The following is a 13,748-nucleotide window of genomic DNA, read 5'->3' on the forward strand; positions in this document are numbered from 1 at the left end:
CCGGGCGGGAGGATCACCCGGGCACGGTGCACTCGAAGGCGTGCAGGTACGCGTTGACGGGACGGATGTCGCCGAGCACCAGTCCGGCGTCCGTCAGCCGGGTGCACAGGCTTTCCTTGGTGTGCTTCGCACCGCCGACGTTGAGCAGGAGCATCAGGTCCATGGCCGTGGTGAACCGCATCGACGGGGTGTCGTCGACGAGGTTCTCGATGACGACGACCCTGGCTCCGGGGCGGGCGGCGGCGAGGACGTTGCGCAGGCACCGGCGGGTGCTCTCGTCGTCCCATTCGAGGATGTTCTTGATGATGTAGAGGTCGGCCTGGACCGGGACGGCCTCGCGGCAGTCGCCGGGGACGATGCCGGTCCGGTCGGCGAGGGGACCGCCGTCGCGCAGCCGGGGATCGGCCTTGGCGACCACGCCGGGCAGGTCGAGCAGGTGCCCGCGCACGGTCGGGTACTTCTCCAGCAGGCTTGCCAGCACGTGCCCCTGGCCACCGCCGATGTCCGCGACCACCGAGACCCCGGTGAGGTCGAGGAGGTCCGCGACGTCCAGCGCCGACTGGACACTGGAGGTGGTCATGGCGCGGTTGAAGACCTGCGCCGACTCGTGGGCGTCCTCGTGCAGGTACGTGAAGAACCCCTTGCCGAACAGCTCGTGGAAGATGTTCGCGCCGTCGCCGGTGCGCACGGCGTCGTCGAGCCGCGGCCACGCCTGCCAGGTCCAGGGTTCCGTGCACCACAGGGAGATGTCACGCAGGCTGTGCGGGTCGTCCTTCCGCAGCAGTCGCGACATCTCCGTGTGGACGAAGCTCCCGTCCTCGGTCTCGGCGAAGATCCCGTAGCAGGACAGGGCCCGGAGCAGGCGTTGCAGGGGCTTCGGCTCCGCGTGCACGGCGGCCGCGAGCTCGGCGGGGGTGGCGGGCGACTCCCCGAGGGCGTCGGCGACCCCCAGGCGGGCGGCGGCCCGTACGGCGGCGGCGACGGCCGCGCCGAAGGCGAGCTCCCGCAGGCGCATGGCCGGCGGGGGCGTGTGCGGGGGGCCCGCGTTCGGTGCCGGGACGGGAACGGGGGCTGGTGTGGCGGCGGGGGTGGAACTCACCGTGGTCATACGGCCTCGATTCTCCTGATGAGGGGGAACACCGGTCAGCACATGCCGGCGGGCACGGAGGTGTCGCACCGGTTGTTGAGGAAGCGGTTGCCCGACCCGGCGCCCTGGTTGGCCAGGTCGGCCGGCTGGTTGTCCCTCACCACGTTGCCCTCGATGACGTTGTCGGTGTTCGTCGCGCCCACGAAGCTCTTGAACAGCAGGATGCCGCCCGACAGGGGGGAGGATCCGACGTTGCCGCGGATGGAGTTCGAACGGACGATCGTCTCTTCGGCGCCGGTGAGGACGATGCCGACGCCCTGGATGTCGGGGAGGCGGCTGTTGCCCTTGCAGAACTTGTTGTTCTCGTTGATGCGGTTGCCGCGGATGGTCAGGTCGCCGGCGCCAGGCTCGCCCTCGTCTCCCACGACGAACACGCCGCCGCAGTTGCCGGTGACGTTGTTGCCGCTGACGGTGAGGTTCCGCACCCGCCTGACCGTGACGCCGATCCGGTTGCCGGTCAGCCGGTTGCCGCGGATCACGGCGCCCTGGGTGTCGGTGGCGCCGCCCTCGCGCGCGACGGTGTTGGCGATGAAGATGCCCGACTCGGCGTTGTCGCGGGCGATGTTGTCGCGGAAGAACCCGCGGGTGGACCGCTCCTGGGCGATGCCCCAGGTGCTGTTGTTCTCGGAGATCACGCGCTCGACGCTCAGCCGGTCGGTGTACGAGGCCCAGATTCCGTTCCGCTTGAAGCCCGAGACGGTCAGCGCGCGGATCTCGACCCCGTCGACGGGCTGCGCCTCGGTACCCATGACGCAGATGCCGGTGTCGGCCTGTGAGCAGGCGAGGGCGGCCCGTCCGGACGTCTTCGGTCCGGCCGGCAGGGTCTTCGCGGCCGGCGGCCTGATGACCGTCCGCTCTCCCCAGCCGCGAAGCGTCAGCCTCTTCGTGATCAGCACGTTCTCGTAGTAGGTGCCGGGCATCACGGTGATGATGTCGCCCGGCCGCGCGGAGTCCACCGCGTCCTGGATCGAGTCGCCCGGGTGCACTCGGTGTCCGGCCGCGGACGCGGGTGGCGCGAACACGCCGAAACCGGCGGCCATGACGACGGCGATGCACGTGAGGGACTTCAGTTGTCGGTTCGTCACCCTGGAGAAGTTATGGGCGATTGGGACATATCGCCACATTGGGTCAGGGTATCGATGCATGCCGTGGGCAAACGGCCGCATTTCGACGTCTGGAGAGTGGATCGTCATACCGGAGCCACAGCGCCGCCACCACGCCACCCGTTGTTGCCCACCGGTCGGCAACGGCACAGGCCCGCGCGGGTTTCCCGGTCGCCCCCGGGGACGGGCAACGGGCAACCCGTCGACCCCGCCGTGCCGGCGGCGCCAGCCTGGAGCCGTCAGCACGAGGCACGAACCGCAAGGGGAAACCATGCGCAAGCTGTTCCGCGGCGCCGCCGCCCTCGCCACCTCCGTCGTCGCCGTGGTCGCGCTCAGCGGCTCGGTGGAGGCCAAGCCCGTCGACACCTGGGCCGGCTGCCCGGACGGGGCCGTCTGCATCTACCCCCAGAACGAGAACCCGGCCGTCAGGCCGACGCACGTCTTCTACCGGTACGGGGCCCACAACCTCAGCAACCAGTTCGGCAAGCACTGGGTGCTGAACAACCAGTACGGCGGTGCTACCGCAAACCTGTGCACCGGCTCCAACGGCGCGGGCTGCGGCAGCCCCATCGCCGCCAAGACCGGTGTGTACGCCGACCTCACACCGGTCAACTCCATCCGCCTCAACCGGTAGAACCCCCACGAGGAGGGCTTCCGGAACCGTCGCACTTCGGCTCCGGAAGCTCTTGTTCTCGTCATACCGGCCGGAAGATCTCCGCTTCCGGTTCCCCCTCGCGGTAGCCTGGGCAGTGCCGTCTCACTGCCTGGGCGCACTGCCATGGGGGATGTCGTGGGGGATCCGGACCGCCAGCGGAAGACCGACCACCTGCGGGAGTCCGACGACGCCGCACCACCCTTCCCTGCCCAGCTGAGACGTCTGCGGTTGCAACGCGGCCTGTCCCTCGCGGACCTCGCCCGCGAGACGCACTACAGCAAGGGCTATCTGAGCAAGATCGAGACCGGCTCGAAGCGCGTCACCGTCGATGTGGCGCGCCGCTGCGACGACGTGCTGCGGGCAGGGGGTGAACTGCTGCGGATGGCCAGGGAGGCGGAGTCGTCCGAGGGCGGGGCCGCCGGCGATCCGGTCACCGTGGCCGGGCCGCGGACGGAGGCCGAGTGCCCCTATCGCGGCCTGCCCGCCTTCACCGAGCGGGACGCCCGGTGGTTCTTCGGCCGGGAGAGGGCCACCGCCGAGCTGGCCGAACGGGTCTTCGAGCGGATCGGCAGCGGGCCCCTGATGCTCGTCGCCCCGTCGGGCGCCGGCAAGTCCTCCCTGCTCAACGCCGGCCTCGTACCGGCCCTGCGGAGCGGCGGCCTCCCGATGCCGGGCGCCGACAGCTGGCCGGTGGTCAGGCTCACCCCCACCGCGCACCCGCTGGAGGAACTGCTCGGCCGCGCCGCGAAGGTGCTGGGCGGCGATCTCGGCATCACACCGGCCGGGCTGCGGGAGCACCCGCACGTCCTGCTCGAAGCGGTCCACCGGCTGTCGGTCCCCCGCCCGGCGGCCGCGCCGGACCTGCCGCCACCGCCCCTGCGTCCCGTACTGCTCGTCGACCAGTTCGAGGAGCTGTTCACCCTGTGCGCCGACGAGGACGAGCGGCGTGCCTTCGTACGGGTGCTCTGCGCCCTGGCCGTCCCGGGACCGGCGCACGTCCCGCACGACCCGGCCGTCGTGGTGCTCGGCGTGCGGGCCGACTTCTCCGGGAACTGCCTGGACCTCCCCGAGCTCGCCCCCGTCTTCACCGGCGGCTTGTTCGTCCTGCCGCCGATGTCGCCCGAGGAACTGCGGGAGTCCATCACCCGCCCGGCCCGGCTCGCGGGTCTCGACCTCGAACCGGGACTGGTACCGCTGCTGCTGCGTGACGTCGGCCTGCGCGACGATCCGCCCGGCGGGGCGACGCCCTCCGGCGCGCTGCCCCTGGTCTCCCACGCGCTGATGGCCACCTGGCGCCAGCGCGAGGGCGCCACTCTGACCGTCACCGGATACGAGCGCACCGGCGGCATCCAGGGGGCCGTCGCCCGGACCGCCGAGGAGGTCTTCGCCCGCCTCTACCCCGCCGAGCAGAACACGCTCCGGCGCATCCTGGTACGGCTGGTGCACGTCGCCGACGGTACGGGCGCCACCCGGCGCCGGATGGCCCGGACGGCCCTCATGGAGCAACTGGCCGACGCGGGCCCGGCGTCGGCCGCGCTCGACACCTTCGTACGGGCCCGCCTGATCACCATGGACAGCGACACCGTGGAGATCACCCACGAGGCTCTGCTGCACGCCTGGCCCCGGCTGCGCGGCTGGATCGGCGCCGACCGGGCGGGGCTCCTGATCCACCAGCAACTGGCCCACGCCGCGGCCGAGTGGGAGCGCGAGGGCCGTGATCCGTCGGCGCTCTACCGCGGCACCCGGCTGGACACCGCCCGCGCCTGGGCGGACGAACTCGACGGCAGCAGCCGGCTCGCCCCCGGGGAGGCGGCCTTCCTCCGCGAGAGCCGGGCGGCCCAGGCCGGCCGCGAGCGGCAGGCCGCCCGCCAGGCACGGCTGCGCCAGCGGATGCTGGCCACGCTGGTGGTCCTGCTGGTCCTCGCCGTGGGCGCCGGCGGGCTGGCGTACCAGCAGCGCTCGGGCGCGCTCGGCCAGGAACGGATCGCCCGTTCCCGGGCGCTCGCCCTGCAGTCGGCGGCCCTGGCCGCAGGGCAGCCGGAGGCGTCGATGCTGCTCGCCGGCGACGCGTACCGGACGGCGGAGACCAGCGAGGCGCGCGGGGCCCTGCTCAGCACCCAGTCCCAGCCGTTCGTCGCCCGGCTGGGCGGACACGGCGGACCGGTCAACACGGTGGCCTTCGGCCCGGACAACGGGATGCTCGCGACGGGCAGTTCCGATGGCACGGTCACCCTGCGGCGGGTGTCCGACCGGCGCACGACCGCGACCTTCACCCTGGCCGGACGGGTCCGCTCGGTCGCCGTGAGCCCCGACGGCCGCGCACTTGCCGCGGCCTCCACGGACGGGCCCGCACGGCTCTGGGACACCACCGGCGGCCGTCCGGGCGCGGCGCTCCCGGCGAGTACGACGGGCTCGCGTGCCGTCGCCTTCGCGCCGGACGGGCGGACCGTGGCCACCGGCTGCCCGGACGGGACGATCCGGTTGTGGGAGACCACCGGGGGGCGCCGCGCCGTCGCGTCGCTGGCCGGGCACACCGGGCAGGTCAACGCCCTGTCCTTCGCCGCGGACGGCCGGACGCTGGTCTCGGCCGGCGTCGACCGGACCGTACGGCTGTGGGACGTGGCGGGGGCCGCCGAACTCGCCGTACTGTCCGGGCACACGGACGAGGTGCTCGGCGCGGCGTTCGCCCCGGACGGCCGCACGGTCGCCACGGGGGGCGTCGACCGGACCGTACGGCTGTGGGACGTGGCGGGTCGCCGGACGACGGCCACCCTCACCGGACACAGCGACGACGTCAACGGCGTCGCCTTCACGCCGGACGGGACGACGGTGGTCAGCGCGGGCGGCGACGGTACGACCCGGCTGTGGGACGTGGCCGGCGGGCGGCTGACGGCGACGCTCGCCGGGCACACCGACTACGTGCTCGGGGTGGCCGTGGACAGCCGGGGCGCGATGCTGGCCACCGCCGGCTTCGACCAGTCGGTGGTGCTCTGGGACCTGCGGGGCGCGGTGCTGGCCTCACGGCCGTTCACGGAGGTCTGGCACGCCGCGTACAGCCCGGACGGGAAGCTGCTGGCCACGGCTGAGGCCGATCACGCGGTGCGGCTGTGGGACGTGGCGGGGCGCAGGGTCGTGGCCACCTTCGAGGGGCACACCGAGACGGTGTTCGCGGTGGACTTCTCGCCGGACGGGCGGACGCTGGCCTCGGCCGGCTCCGACGGCACGATCCGGCTGTGGGACGTCCCGGCGGGCGGCCCGTCGGCCACGCTGGCCGGCCAGGACGGGACCGTGTTCTCGGTGGACTTCTCGCCGGACGGGCGGACGCTGGCCTCGGCCGGATCGGACGGCACGGTCCGGCTGTGGGACGTCCCCTCGCGCCGCCCGGTCGCCACGCTCCGCGGGCACACGGATTTCGCCAACGACGTGGCGTTCAGCCCCGACGGGCACACCCTGGCGAGCGCCGGTGACGATCTGACGGTCCGCCTCTGGGACGTGCCCGGCCGCCGCCCGCTGGCCACGCTCACCGGTCATACGGGAGCGGTGCGGGGCGTGGCCTTCTCCCCCGACGGCCGTACGCTCGCCAGCAGCGGCAACGACGGGACAGTACGGCTGTGGGACGCGCGGCGCCACCGCTTCGAGTCGGCCCTGTCCGGTCACACCGGGTCGGCGCGGGGCATCGCCTTCTCCCCCGACGGCCGCACGCTCGCCAGCAGCGGCAACGACCGCACGGTGCGGCTGTGGGACGTGGCCGGCCGGCGCACGGTGGCGGCGCTGTCCGGACACACGAACGCCGTGTGGGGCGTCGCCTTCGCCCCGGACGGGGGGACGGTGGCGAGCAGCAGTACGGACGGCACGGTGCGGCTCTGGAACCTGGACGTGGGGGCGCGGCTGGAGGCGATCGACCGGCTGCGGGCGGGCCAGGCCGGTCCGTCGTCCCGGACCGCCGGGACGGCCCGATGAGGGGCGGCGACGATGCTGTTGCCCCAGGTGAGCGAGTTGCCGGTGGTCGAGGCGCCGGGGCCGAAGACGGGTACCTTGCAGACCAGCCGTCGGCCCTCGGCGACGTCCGTGCCCCGCCGGTGGACGAGGACGTTCATCCGGCCGTCGGGGCGCAACAGTTGGTCAGGGGTTGAGGCTGGAGACCGCGTTCGCGGTGGCCGTCAGGCCGTTGTGGATGGTCGCGGCCATGCTGCTGCTCGCGAGGTAGAAGCCGAGCAGGACGCAGACGAGGGCGTGCGAGAACTTCAGCCCGCCGCTGCGCAGGAAGATCCAGGCGAGGATGAGGAGCAGGACGACCACGGAGAGGGAAAGCACCATCGAGACCTCCTGAGTCACCGTCATGGTGGCGTAGAGCGGGGTGCTTCCGGGCGAACGACGTGTCCGCCGTACGGGTGTTGACCGTCCGTGACGGGCGGTCAGTGCTTGACGATCTCGTTCCAGTGGACCGTGCGCCCGCACCAGCGGTCGAGGAGCACCGGGTCGTGGCCCACCGCGAGCAGTCCCGCCCCCGTCTCGGCGCGGTAGTCCTCGACGACCGCGACCAGCGCGGCCGTGGTGGAGGCGTCCAGCATCGCGGTCATCTCGTCGCAGACCAGCCAGCGCGGCCGCAGCACCAAGGCTCTGGCCAGACAGGCACGTTGCAGCTGGCCGTCGCTGACCTCGTGGGGGCGGCGGGACAGCAGGTCCGCGCCGAGTCCCACCCGCTCCGCCAACTCGGCGACGCGCGGGCCCGCTTCCGTGCGCCGTCCGGTCGCCCGGAGGGGTTCCGCGACGAGGTCGCGCAGCCTGAGGCGGGGGTCGGCGGCCAGACGCGGCTGCTGGAAGACGACGCCGACCGCGGTGCGCAGGGAGCGGGGGGCCCGGTGGAAGAACCCGGTGACGGTGCGGCCGTCGAGGGTGACGGTGCCCCGGTCGGGCCGGTGCAGCAGCGCGGCGACCCGGGCCAGGGTGGACTTGCCGCAGCCGCTCGGCCCGAGCAGGCCGAGGGACTCCCCCGGGTACAGGCTCAGGTGGGCGCCGCGGACCGCGGGGGCGCGGCGGTCGTAGCCCGCGGTGATGTCGTCGAGCTCAAGCATGGTGGCAGGCCACCCCTTCGGTGAGCGCGGGCAGCCGGGTGCGGCAGAGCGGGTCGGCGGCGGCGCAGCGGGCGGCGAAGGCGCAGCCCGGCGGGAGCGCGCCGAGCTCCGGCGGGGCCCCGGGAACGGGGGTGAAGGCGCGTTCGGGGAGAGCGTCGAGGAGGCCCCGGGCGTAGGGGTGGCGGGGTCCGGGGCTGCCGAAGAAGGCTCCGGCCGGGGCGATTTCGACGATCCGCCCCGCGTACATGACGGCGACGGTGTCGGCGATCCGCTCGGCCGCGGCAAGGTCGTGCGTGATCATCAGCAGCGCCCGGCCGTCGGCCCGGGTATGAGCGCGGAGTTCGTCGACGGTGCGCTCGACGAGGTCGCGGTCGAGGCCGGTGGTGGGTTCGTCGGCCAGAAGCAGCGGGGCGTCGCCCACGAGGGCGAGGGCGGTGGCCGCGCGCTGGGCGAGGCCACCGGAGAGCTCGTGGGGGTGCCGGTCGAGGTGGGACGCGGGGAAGGCGGCACGCCCGGCCGCCGCCCGGGCGGCCGCGCGCAGGGCGGCGAGCCGGTGCCGGCGTCCGCGGCGGGCAGGCCGGTCGGACGCGCCGGAGGACGTGCCCCGTCCCCCGGCGGCCGGTCCGGTGCCCGCCTCCGGAGCCTCCGGGGCCTCCGTGGCGTGGCCGGCGTATCCGGGGCCGGCCAGTTCGCGCACGGTCTCCTCCAGCTGGGCGCGGACGGTGCGGACCGGGGTGAGGTGCGCGGCCGGACTCTGCGGAACCAGGCCGACGCGTCGGCCGCGTACGGTCCGGGCGAGGGTGCGCTCGTCGGCGGCCAGCAGGTCGAGGCCGTCGGCGAGCCGGGCCGATCCGGCGGTCTCGGCGTTGCCGGGGAGCAGGCCGAGGAGGGCGGAGGCCAGGACGGACTTCCCGCAGCCGCTCTCCCCGACGAGGGCGAGGCTCTCGCCGGGGGCGAGGGTGAAGGTGGCGCCGGTGACGGCCTCCACGTACCGGCCCGCGGGCATGCGGAAGCGGACGGAGAGGTCCTCGACGTGCAGGACGGGCCCGGTCCCGCCGGGGCGGGGGGCGTCGGCTCCGGCGCCGGTGGCGGGGGGCGAGGGGGTCACAGGGTCAGCTCCGAGCGGCGGCGCGGGTTGAGGCGGTCGCGCCAGGCGCCCGCGAGACCGGCGATGGCCAGGGTCGGGAGGATCAGGAGGAGGCCGGGGAAGAAGGTGGGCCACCAGTCGCCGGCGAGCAGCGAACCGCGCGCGGTCTGCACGAGGTTGCCCAGGCTCGCCTGGTGGGCCGGCAGTCCGAGGCCGAGGAAGGAGAGGGCGGACTCGTGCCACATCGCGTGCGGGATCATCAGCACGGCGGCGAGGCCCGCCTGCGGGAGGACGCCGGGCACCAGGTGCCGCACGGCGACCCGCCACCGCGAGGCACCGCCGGAGACGGCGGCGTCCACATAGGCCCGGCCGCGCAGGGACATGACCTCCGCGCGGACGATCCGGGCCGTCGAGAGCCAGTGGGTGACCGCGACGGAGGCCACGACGGGCCAGACGCCCGGCCGGAACACCGCCACGACGAAGATGCCCAGGAGCAGGTGCGGCACGGAGGAGAGGGTGTCCACGGCGCGCATCGCCACCCGGTCGGTCCAGCCGCCGAGCGCGCCGGCCGCCGCGCCCACCGCGGTGCCGATCACGGTGGCGACGAGTGCGGCCACCAGTCCGACGAAGAGGGAGACGCGCAGTCCGTAGACGCAGCGCAGCAGCAGGTCGCGTCCGACGTCGTCGGTGCCGAAGGGGTGCTCCCACGAAGGGGGTTGCAGCTTGGCCGCCAGGTCGACCGCCTGCTGGTCCAGCTGCGCCAGCGGGGGCACGAGCAGGACGGCCGGCACGATCACGGCCATGACGGCTACGCAGGCGCGGACCCTCACCGTGCGGGTGGAGCGCCGGGTACGGCCCTGCGGGCGCCAGACCTGCTCAGCCATCGAAGCCCACCCTCGGGTCGGCCAGCCCGTACAGCAGGTCGGAGACGAGGTTCCCGGCGAGTACGGCGGCGGTGGCCAGCACCGTCAGGGCGGCCAGGAGCGGGAAGTCGACGGAGGTGGCCGCCTGTACGGTCGCCGCAGCGACGCCGGGCCAGCTGAAGACCGTCTCCACCAGGAGGGCGCCGGTGATCAGTTCGGGTACCCGGGAGCCGATCAGCGTCAGCATCGGCAGCATGCCGGAGCGCAGGGCGTGCCCGAGCAGGACCCTGCGCTCGGCCAGACCGCGTGCGCGGGCCCCGCGTACGGGGTCCTCCGTCAGTGCGTCGGCCACGCCCTGGCGGACGTAGAGGAAGAACCAGGGCAGTTGGGAGACGCCCAGGACCAGTGCGGGGAGCACCACGTGGGAGGCGACCTGCCCGGGGGTGACGGTGTCGCTGCCCGCGTCGGTGAGGCCGCCCGAGGGCAGCGCGCCGAGCCGGACCGAGAAGAACCAGATGGCGAGCAGGGCCAGCCAGAAGGCCGGGGCCGCCTCCAGGGTGTAGGCGAGTGCGGACCCGGCGCGGTCCAGCGGGCCGCCCGCCCGGCGTGCGGCGAGCACCCCGAGCGCGGTGCCCACGAGAACGGCCAGGGTGAAGGCGCAGGCCGCGAGCAGCGCCGACCAGCCCACCCGCTCCGCGATGACGTCGGCGACGGGCTGGCGCATGACGGCGGAGGTCCCGAGGTCGCCGGTGAGCGCCGAGGTCAGCCAGTCCCACCAGCGGACGGCCAGGGGCCGGTCGACGCCGAGGTTGATCCGCAGCTGGTCGAGTTCGGCCTGCGAGGCGGTGAGTCCGGCGGTGCCGGCGTAGGCCTTGACGGGGTCGAAGGGGGACAGTGCGGCGAGGGCGAAGACGCCGAAGGTGACGGCGAGCAGGACGGGGGCGGCGGACAGGGTCCGCCGCGCCGTCATGCGCGCCATCGGCCTCCAGGGGAGGCGGGCGGAGCGGGTGGTCACTGGGTGCGGCTCACTTCTGCTTCGGCTCGGGCTTCCAGCTCTCGATGTTCCACCAGGGGCCGGCGCCGAGACCGTGGTCGTGCGGCTCCACCTGGGTGCCGAGCCCGTCCCACCGGTCGTTCACGACGTAGAGGTGGTCGATGTGGGTGAGGAAGACATAGCCCGGGTTGTCGGCGAGCCGGCGCTGCACCGTGTCGTAGGCGGCCTTGCGGACGGCCGGGTCGGCGCTGCGGCGGCCTTCGGCGAGGGCCGCGTCCACGGCTGGATCGTCGTACCAGGCCATGTTGTTGAAGCCGTCGCCGCCCAGCGACGAGGTGAGCAGCAGGTACTGGTCGAAGTCCGGGTCGGCCGGTGAGCCGCCGCCCGCGAGGACGGCCTCGGTCTTCATCCGCGGTTCGATGACCTCCCAGGTCCCGGCCTCTGCCGTGACCTCGATACCGGCCTTCTTGGCATCGGAGGCGAAGGCGAGGGCGTGGTCCTGGCGGATCTTGTCGCCGGAGGTGTACCAGAGCGGGAAGGCGGCGCGGACCCCGTCCTTGACGCGGATCCCGTCCTCGCCCGCCTTCCAGCCTGCGTCGTCGAGGATCCTGCGGGCCCGGTCGAGGTCGTGGCGGCGCTCGGTGCCGGCCGTGAACCACGGGCTGTCGGTCGGCACCGGGCCGAAGGCGGGCTTGCCCGCGCCTTCGAGCAGCTTGTCGACCATGGCCGTGCGGTCCACGGCGATGTCGAGTGCCTGCCGGACGGCGAGGTCGCCGGTGACCTTGTGGTGCGTGGGGAGGGTGACGTTGCGGTAGTCGAAGGTCCTGGCGGCGTAGGTGCGGCGCGACCGGTCCTCGGCGAAGCCCTTGGCCAGGTTCGGCGGCAGGATGGCGCCGTCCAGTTCGCCGGAGCGCAGCCGGGTGGCGCGGATGTCGTCGTCCTTGATCACCGCCATGGTGAACCTCTTGACGGCGGGTTCGCCGCCCCAGTAACGGGGGTTGGCCTTGAAGCTGAGCTTCTCGCCCTTGGACCAGCCGACGAGGACGTAGGGGCCGGTGCCGACGGGCCGGGTGGTGAAGTCGCCGCTGTTGACGTCCTGCGCGCCTGCGATGTGCTCGGGGGCGATGGGCAGCACGGTCCGCTCGGCGAAGGGCGCGTAGGGGTACTTCAGGGTGAAGACGACGGTGTCCTCGCTCTTCGCCTCGACGCCCGCGATCGCGTCCAGCTCGGTCTTGGAGGCGTTGTTCGTCCCCGCGGCGAGGATGGTCCGGTAGGTGAAGACGACGTCCTTGGCGGAGAAGGGGGCGCCGTCGCTGAAGGTGACGCCGCGGCGCAGCGTGAAGGTGTAGGTGCGTCCGTCCGCGGACACCTCGGGGAGGTGCTCGGCCAGGGCGGGCTTCAGCTTCATGTCCGCGTCGTGCGTGAGCAGACCGTCGAAGATCTTGGAGTTGCCGTCCTTGCCGTAGCCCAGCAGCGGGCTGAGGCTCTCCGGCTCGGTGGCGATGCCGACCACGACCGAGTCGGCGGCGGCCGCGCCGCCGGCTCCGGGGGCGGAGCAGGCTGCCACGCCCGTGATGAGTGCGGCGGCCACCGTCGCCCTGGCCGCTCCCCGTACTGTCCGGGCCGTCATGCTCTGCACATCCCTGTTCGCGTTCATCCGTTATTGCAAAGAGCTGGCAATAATGCCAGAGGCGATCAGAAGTCGACGAATCGGGTCACATCACCGGTCATCGACGCGCAGGTCTTGTCGCCCTCCGGCCTTCCGTGCCATATATGTCTAGACCTTTACGGAAGCCGAGGAAGGCACCCCGTGCGACGCAGCGCCCCCACGCTCGCCCTCTTCCTGACCCTCACCGGCATCGCGGGCCTGACCGGCCTCACGGGCCTCACCGCGTGCACCGCCCCCGACACCGAGCCGCCGTCCGCCCCCACCGGACTGACCGCCCAGGCCGGCAGCGCCACCTCCGTGCACGTCATGTGGAACGCGGCGGCCGACCGGGACGCAGTGACGCGCTATCAGATCTTCGAGGCCGGAAGGCTGGTGCGGGAACTCCCCGCCGAGAAGACCATGGCCGACATCACCGGCCTCGCCCCGCAGACCGGCTATTCCTTCACGGTGCGGGCCCTGGACTCCGCCGGCAACCTCTCCGAGGCCGGACCGGCCGCGGCCGTGACCACCCCGGCGGCCAAGGCCGAGGACCGGACGGCACCCACCGCCCCCGCCGCCACCGAGGCCGGCGCGACCGGCCCCCGCTCCGCCCGGATCTCGTGGGCCCCCTCGGCGGACGACACGGGCGTCACGGCGTACGACGTCTACCAGGGTGGCGTACGCATCCACACCGCCGGGCCCGGCGAGAGCGGGACCACGCTGACCGGTCTCCGGCCCGACACCGTCTACACCTTCACGGTCCGGGCCCGGGACGGCGCGGACAACTCCTCCCCCGACGGCCCGGCCGTGGACGTGAGCACGCCGCCCGCCTCCGGCGAAGGCCCGGGCACCGCGCCCGCCGACCTCACGGCGACCGCCTCGCCGGGCGCTGTCACGCTCACCTGGACCGCCCCGGACACCGGGCGCCCGACCGCCGAGTACGAGCTGCACGTCAACGGACGGCCCACCACGGTCATCCAGTTCGGTGCGGGCGCCGTACCCACCGGACGGGTGGAACACCGTCTCACGGTGGCGGAGCCCGCCGGCACCGAATGGACCGTGAAACTGCGGGCCAGGCTCCCCGACGGCACCTGGGGGGCCTTCTCGGCGGAACGGCGGATCTCCCTCGCCGGGTGACCCCGCGGCACCGATCCCGCTCCGACGGCACGGTGGGAC

The 13,748-nt window shown here is 73.6% G+C and carries 11 protein-coding genes; 3 read left to right on the plus strand and 8 right to left on the minus strand.

Going from position 1 to position 13,748, the window contains the following annotated elements:
• Window positions 1-13: 13 nt before the first annotated feature.
• Both AAT21_RS33190 and AAT21_RS33195 read right to left on the minus strand, forming a co-directional pair.
• Window positions 14-1,108 carry a methyltransferase gene (locus AAT21_RS33190; protein WP_046780689.1) on the minus strand — a complete coding sequence of 365 codons (1,095 nt, stop codon included), beginning with the start codon at window positions 1,106-1,108 and terminating at the stop codon, window positions 14-16.
• A gap of 35 nt (window positions 1,109-1,143) precedes the next feature.
• Window positions 1,144-2,187, minus strand: a complete 1,044-nt coding sequence (locus AAT21_RS33195; RefSeq protein ID WP_046780805.1) for a right-handed parallel beta-helix repeat-containing protein — start codon at window positions 2,185-2,187, stop codon at window positions 1,144-1,146.
• 334 nt (window positions 2,188-2,521) lie between these two features.
• Between AAT21_RS33195 and AAT21_RS33200 the strand changes: the two genes are divergently transcribed.
• Together AAT21_RS33200 and AAT21_RS33205 are read left to right on the plus strand one after the other, a co-directional pair.
• Window positions 2,522-2,884, plus strand: a complete 363-nt coding sequence (locus AAT21_RS33200; protein ID WP_046780690.1) for a hypothetical protein — start codon at window positions 2,522-2,524, stop codon at window positions 2,882-2,884.
• Between the two features lie 156 nt (window positions 2,885-3,040).
• Window positions 3,041-6,865, plus strand: a complete 3,825-nt coding sequence (locus tag AAT21_RS33205) for an nSTAND1 domain-containing NTPase (RefSeq protein WP_046780691.1) — start codon at window positions 3,041-3,043, stop codon at window positions 6,863-6,865.
• A gap of 162 nt (window positions 6,866-7,027) precedes the next feature.
• Here AAT21_RS33205 and AAT21_RS33210 read toward each other — a convergent pair whose 3' ends face one another.
• From AAT21_RS33210 to AAT21_RS33235, 6 genes are all read right to left on the minus strand, one after another.
• Window positions 7,028-7,222 carry a hypothetical protein gene (locus AAT21_RS33210; RefSeq protein ID WP_046780692.1) on the minus strand — a complete coding sequence of 65 codons (195 nt, stop codon included), beginning with the start codon at window positions 7,220-7,222 and terminating at the stop codon, window positions 7,028-7,030.
• Between the two features lie 98 nt (window positions 7,223-7,320).
• Window positions 7,321-7,980, minus strand: a complete 660-nt coding sequence (locus tag AAT21_RS33215; RefSeq protein WP_046780693.1) for an ABC transporter ATP-binding protein — start codon at window positions 7,978-7,980, stop codon at window positions 7,321-7,323.
• A complete protein-coding gene (locus AAT21_RS33220) occupies window positions 7,973-9,088 on the minus strand; it encodes an ABC transporter ATP-binding protein (protein WP_412180364.1) in 1,116 nt (371 codons plus the stop codon). The genes AAT21_RS33215 and AAT21_RS33220 overlap by 8 nt, the downstream gene beginning before the upstream one ends.
• Entirely contained in the window at window positions 9,085-9,951 is an 867-nt protein-coding gene (locus AAT21_RS33225) for an ABC transporter permease (protein WP_046780694.1), read from the minus strand. The genes AAT21_RS33220 and AAT21_RS33225 overlap by 4 nt, the downstream gene beginning before the upstream one ends.
• Window positions 9,944-10,909, minus strand: coding sequence for an ABC transporter permease (locus AAT21_RS33230; protein WP_046780695.1), 966 nt, complete (start codon window positions 10,907-10,909; stop codon window positions 9,944-9,946). The genes AAT21_RS33225 and AAT21_RS33230 overlap by 8 nt, the downstream gene beginning before the upstream one ends.
• 46 nt (window positions 10,910-10,955) lie before the next feature.
• Window positions 10,956-12,554 carry an ABC transporter substrate-binding protein gene (locus AAT21_RS33235; protein ID WP_046780696.1) on the minus strand — a complete coding sequence of 533 codons (1,599 nt, stop codon included), beginning with the start codon at window positions 12,552-12,554 and terminating at the stop codon, window positions 10,956-10,958.
• A gap of 180 nt (window positions 12,555-12,734) precedes the next feature.
• Here AAT21_RS33235 and AAT21_RS33240 point away from each other — a divergent pair, with 180 nt between their 5' ends.
• Window positions 12,735-13,709 carry a fibronectin type III domain-containing protein gene (locus tag AAT21_RS33240; RefSeq protein WP_079026131.1) on the plus strand — a complete coding sequence of 325 codons (975 nt, stop codon included), beginning with the start codon at window positions 12,735-12,737 and terminating at the stop codon, window positions 13,707-13,709.
• The last annotated feature ends 39 nt before the right edge of the window (window positions 13,710-13,748 follow it).

This window comes from Streptomyces yangpuensis (assembly GCF_001005295.1).
In the GTDB taxonomy this organism is placed as follows: Bacteria; Actinomycetota; Actinomycetes; order Streptomycetales; family Streptomycetaceae; genus Streptomyces; species Streptomyces yangpuensis.

Excerpts from the sequence above, each read along its gene's own strand:
- AAT21_RS33190 (WP_046780689.1), bottom strand. The coding sequence starts at position 1,108 with ATGACCACGGTGAGTTCCACCCCCGCCGCCACACCAGCCCCCGTTCCC.
- AAT21_RS33195 (WP_046780805.1), bottom strand. The coding sequence starts at position 2,187 with ATGGCCGCCGGTTTCGGCGTGTTCGCGCCACCCGCGTCCGCGGCCGGA.
- AAT21_RS33200 (WP_046780690.1), top strand. The coding sequence starts at position 2,522 with ATGCGCAAGCTGTTCCGCGGCGCCGCCGCCCTCGCCACCTCCGTCGTC.
- AAT21_RS33210 (WP_046780692.1), bottom strand. The coding sequence starts at position 7,222 with ATGGTGCTTTCCCTCTCCGTGGTCGTCCTGCTCCTCATCCTCGCCTGG.
- AAT21_RS33215 (WP_046780693.1), bottom strand. The coding sequence starts at position 7,980 with ATGCTTGAGCTCGACGACATCACCGCGGGCTACGACCGCCGCGCCCCC.
- AAT21_RS33225 (WP_046780694.1), bottom strand. The coding sequence starts at position 9,951 with ATGGCTGAGCAGGTCTGGCGCCCGCAGGGCCGTACCCGGCGCTCCACC.
- AAT21_RS33230 (WP_046780695.1), bottom strand. The coding sequence starts at position 10,909 with ATGGCGCGCATGACGGCGCGGCGGACCCTGTCCGCCGCCCCCGTCCTG.
- AAT21_RS33235 (WP_046780696.1), bottom strand. The coding sequence starts at position 12,554 with ATGACGGCCCGGACAGTACGGGGAGCGGCCAGGGCGACGGTGGCCGCC.